This window comes from Streptomyces sp. ActVer, assembly GCF_027270795.1.
GTDB classification, from domain to species: Bacteria; Actinomycetota; Actinomycetes; order Streptomycetales; family Streptomycetaceae; genus Streptomyces; species Streptomyces umbrinus_A.
In genome coordinates, this window is the sequence record NZ_JAPWHT010000608.1 from 1 (window position 1) to 5036 (window position 5036).

The 5036-nt window shown below is 71.9% G+C and carries 2 protein-coding genes; both read right to left on the reverse strand.

The genetic code is table 11. The annotated features are described in order from the left end of the window. Nucleotides 1-4603 (reverse strand): DUF6603 domain-containing protein (locus O3Q52_RS48740; RefSeq protein ID WP_269654872.1); only part of this gene is annotated, 4603 nt, incomplete at its 3' end. Continuing rightward, a partial coding sequence (locus O3Q52_RS48745) for a hypothetical protein (protein WP_269654873.1) occupies nt 4603-5036 on the reverse strand: 434 nt, incomplete at its 5' end. The genes O3Q52_RS48740 and O3Q52_RS48745, both read right to left, overlap by 1 nt.

Genomic DNA, 5036 nt, shown 5'->3' on the forward strand with positions numbered 1-5036 from the left:
AGTCCGCCTGCGCGGCCGCGCCGGCCGCCGCCACACCGCCGGCGACCAGCACCCGGTCGTCGGCCAGTTCGACCGCGCCGAGGGCGAACCGGCCGAGACCGAGGCCGCCGATCGTGGTCCAGGCGTTCTTCCTGGGGCTGTAGCCGACGACGGAGCGGTGGCCGGCCGTGAGTTCAGGCGCGCCGGTGCCGCCGATGGCCAGGACGATCCCGGATCGGAGCAACAGGTTCCGGTGGCTGCTGCGACCGCCGCCAGGCATGTCTGCTGCCGAGGTCCACGCCCCGGTCTCGGGGTCGTACAGCTCCGCGGTGACCAGGCTGTGCGGATCGAGAGTGCCGTCAGGAGCAACCACCGGATCGCCGCCGGTGACCAGGACCCGGCCGTCGGGCAGCGCCGTCGCCTGGTGACCCTTGCGGGCCTGGGCGAGGCTGCCTGTCGGCGTCCAGCTGCGCGTCGCCGGGTCGTACAGCTCGCAGTACGCGAGTGCGTGCTGCCGACCGCGCCCGGTGGGTAGCGCCCCGCCGACGACCAACACCCGGCCGTCACGCAGGAGTACGGCCTGGTGGCCGGTCCTGGCGTCGGTCATGGGCGCGACCGTGGCCCAGGTCGAGGTGGCCGGGTCGAACAGCTCGGCGGAGGCGAGCGCGCCGTCCTCCTGGCCGGTCCGGACACCGATGCCGCCGGCGACCAGCAGTCGGCCGTCCTTCAGCCGGGTCGCGGAGTGCCCGTACCGGGCCGTACCCATCGACGCGGGGACCGGCGTCCAGATTCCGGCGGCCGGGTCGAAGACCTCTGCCGAGGCGAGCGGGGCTGTGGCGGTGCGCCCGCCGAGCGCGAGCACCCGGCCGTCGGAGAGCGCCGTCGTGGTGTGCCGCCGCCGCCCTGTGGTGAGCGGCGGACCGGACGACCACGCGTCGGCCGTCGGATCGAACAGTGCGGTCGCGGCGAGCGGCGCACCGGCCGGACCGGTCCCGCCGGCGAGCAGGATGCGGCCGTTCGTCAGCGGTGTCAGGTCCACGTCGGACGCGGGTACGGGCAGCAGGCCGGCGTCGGACCAGGTGCCGGGGACGGCCGGTGAAGCGGCAGCCTCCGACGCCGGGATGACGTGCAGTCGGCCGGTGAGCCCGGGATCGGCCTCGACGAAGTCGGCGAGCGCGTCCTGCGCGGTGGTCAGGCTCCGGAAAGTCGCCGCGGCGCCCCGTGACGGCCGCTCCAGCGAACCGGGCGGGAACGCCTGCCGGTTGCTCTTGACGTACGCGACGACGAACCGCTGCTCGGTCACCCGGACCGTGTCCGCGATGGCGAACGGTTGCCGCAGCCGAGATTGCCGCCGGGACAGCGCGGCGCGGCTGGTGCTGCTGCCGCTCAGCAACTCGTCGAACACGGCGCCGCTGACGTTGTGGAACCGCTTCGGCCCGGTGGCGGCCGCGACGGTGGCGCGCGATTCGGTGTTCCGGAGCTGCGCGGCCGCCGGTGAGGTGGCCGTCCCGCTGTCGATGATGTGCAGCTCGTACCGGGCACTGCGGCGTACCACCCGGGCCGAGGCCAACGTGCCGGAGGCGGCGGTCAGTTCAAGGCCCGCGTCCTGTGTCTCGTACGACGGCCGGGACAGCTTGGCCGCGTCGGGCATGGTCTGGAACTGCGCCATCGCGAATCGGTCGCCGGTGTCGGACACGCGCTCCAGCCCGCTGTCCGGCACCGGTGCGACGCTGAACCGCCGTCCGTCGCTCGCCCGTTGACCGCCGATACGGTCCAGCCGGACATTCAGCGGCAGCGCCCGCTGCCGGACGAACAGCGTCCCGAGCGGGTGCAGCACCAGGTCGTCGGTGTCCGGCAGCTGCCGGAGAGTGACCAGCGCCCGGTTGCCTCCGGACGGCAACCGCGTCTCCCAGCCCTCGGTCTTGCGGATCTCGGCCGCCAGCAGGGGCAGCACCGCGACCGGCGGCAGAGTGGTGTCCCGCTCCTCGCCCCAGGTGATGTCGAAGTTCGCGGAGACCGAGAAGAACAGGAACCCGATCGATCCCCGCCCGTGCGCCCGCCACGGCGCCGGACCCTCCAGCTGGAAGTCCAGGTCGATGCCGAACGCGCCGACCCCGAACGCCTTGAGCGTGACGTCGGCGGAGATGCGGATGGCGAACCGGAACGGGGAGAACTGGAACAGCGCGTCGAAGCCGAGATGGCCCTCGACGCCGAAGGCGCTGAAGCCGAGCTTCAGTTCGGCCTTGGCCCCGAACTGGACGGTGTTGCTGGTGATGGCGAAGTAGCCGGTCACCCGGATGAGTTGATTGCGCCGGTTCAGCAGGTCCACCGACAGCCGGTCCGGGATCGGGAACGGCAGGGGCGGCGGCCGGTACGCCGGATGGAACCCGCCGACGGTGACGACCAGGTCGGGGTTGTCGCCCCAGGCCACCAGTACGCCCATGCCGCCGTCGACGGTCATGGTCAGCACTCGCGACTCGAAGAGCTGAGCGAAGAACCACAGCCGTGACTTGTCCAGTTCCAGCGCGCCGACGAACTGGGCCTGGATGACCAGCAGCGGCTCGTCCGCGGTGGGGAGCGCGGCCCGCAGCACACCGAGGACGGCGATGTTGCCGGGGATCTCGATGATCACACCCAGCGAGATGCTCACCAGGGTCGGCGTGCCCCAGCCGATCTTCGCCATCGGGCCGATGAGGAACGTGCCCTGCTCCGGCGGGAAGAACCGGTTGAGGTCCGACAGGATCCGTGGCGCGTTCGCGATCACGTCCCGCGGGAACGCCACGGACTCGATGGACCCCGTCCGTACGCCCTCGACCAGCGCCTGCAGATTCATCCCGCGGTTCAGCCCGATGAGACCGCCGACCGCGAGCAGGGTGAACCCGTACCCCAACTGGATCCCGCTGCCGAACTCGCCGGTCAGCACGATCAGCAGCGAGAAGCCGCGTGAACCGTCCGGCTGCCGTGTCGTGATCAGCCCGATGGCCTTGAGCGCCAGGAAGTCCGCGAACTCCAGCTCCAGGGCTCCCGAGTACTCTCCCCGGTCGGGGTGGAAGTCGAGGAAACCGCCGCCGCTGATTCCGCCGGCGTCCACCGCCAGGCCGACGCCGCTCGGCGGCTTGAAGCCGAACGCCAGGTCGGCCGGGCCGAGATTGCCCCCGCCGTCGGGGAAGGTCAGTTCAGCCCGTATGCCGATCCGGTCCACGCTCGCCCGGACCGGGCCGAGCGCCGCGGAGAACGCGGCGGACAGTTCGACGGGAACCGACCCGTCGTCGGTGATCGCCACGCGCAGATACACGGCCTGCATCTCGACGGGGCCGAGTGCGGCGTGCACCGGGAGCCGGATCTCCAGGCCGCCACTGCCGTGGAAGCGCAACCCGGAGTCCGGGGTGAACGAGAACCCGACGCCGAAGTCGGACTGGAGCCTCTGGTCGCCGAGGACCGCGCCGATGAAGCCGTCCGCCTCCGCGGTGTCTATGACCAGCCGGCCACCGGTGATCTCACCGACGACCTCCGGCGTCGCCGTGGCCTCCCCGGTGACCGGGTCGAGCTCAAACCTGACGCCGCCGTCCACCCGCGCCGAGGTGAAGTCGAGCCGGCTGCCGCCCGCCACGCCCAACAGCAGGAACGGCTCGGCGGGTTGCGCCCGCACACTGAAGGCGACCGAGCCTGTCAGCTCGGCCGCTCCGCCGGACGGCGGCTTCATGCTGACGTCGAAGGGCGGCCGTATCTCACCGGCGCTCTCGGCCACCACCCTGCCGGTGGCCTCGACATGCGCGGACCAGGTCGGCGGCGAGAGCGGTACGTCGAACCCGCCCTGGCCTTCGACGGGCAGCACCATGCCGACCCGCAGCCCGGTCCTGTCGGCGCTCGGTCCCAGGTCGACGGCGAAGACCTGCAACTCCGGCGGGGTGGTCGCGGACCCGGGGACCAGGACCACAGGAAGGCCGAGCCGGGCGGTGACCGACTCCAGGACGGTGAGCAGCCGGGCGGCGTCGAACGATGCCGTACCCCACCCGTACAGACGGCCCAACTGCCGCACCGGGTCGGTGATCGCGGGCAGCAGCCGGTCCAGGTGGACGGTGACCGCCTCGTGGGGCGGCCGGGTGGGATCGGCGGGGTCGCCCGGGCTGAACACACGGTCCACGACACCCAGGACCTCGAGCACCGCGGCAACGGGCCCGGACACCTCCGCCAGGTCCGCGAGGAGCAGGTCGGTGATCCTGCGCGGCAGATCCTGCACCAACGCGTCGATCTGTACCTTGCTGACGCCGGGCAGCGTTGCCCCGGCCGTGCCCAGTGCGTCGGCCAGTTGGGAGAAGGACGCGGTGACCCGCCCGCACTGGGTGACCAGCGCGAGCGAGGCAGCCACGATGCCCTCGGTGTCCCCGCCGTCGATCGCGGTGAGCAGCTTCGCGGTCAGCCCTTTGAGGTCGGCGCCCGCGGTGAAAACCGTCCGCCGGGCGGCGGTGATCGTGGTGTTGGTCAGCAACTCGTCGGGAAAATGCACCCCGAGCTGGTCGAAGGTGTCCAGCACCCCGTTGTCGCCGAACTGGTGGGTGACCTGGGTCAGTACCTCGGCCAGCAGAAGGGCCAGGCGTTCGAGGCTTCCGGCCTGATCAGGCATTACTGATCAGCTCCTTGCTGGTCGGCGTTCCGCTGCGAGACGTTCGCGAGGGCGTCGACGATCCCCTGGTAGGACAGCCCGGCCAGATCCGGAAGGACAGCGCGCGCCCGGTCCAGATCCGCACGCAGGGCAGATGACGCGTACTGGGCCAGCCGGCTGTGCAGACGGTCCAGGCAGGTCATCAGAGGCTCGCCGTTCAGCGTCTCGGGCAGCGTCCGGTCCCGATGGGTGAGCATGCGCAGCAGCAACTGGACCAGTGCCGCGCCGCCGCCGCGGTGCCACACGATCATGACCCGCCGGTCGCTGGTCACCAGCCTGGTCAGTTCCGTGCGATGGGTCGCCCACAGGGCGCCGAGGAGCCGGCCGGCCGACGACCGGTCGAGGTCGGCGCGGACGTGGGCGAGGGTGGCGGCGGGCGGCGGGACGTCGGTGA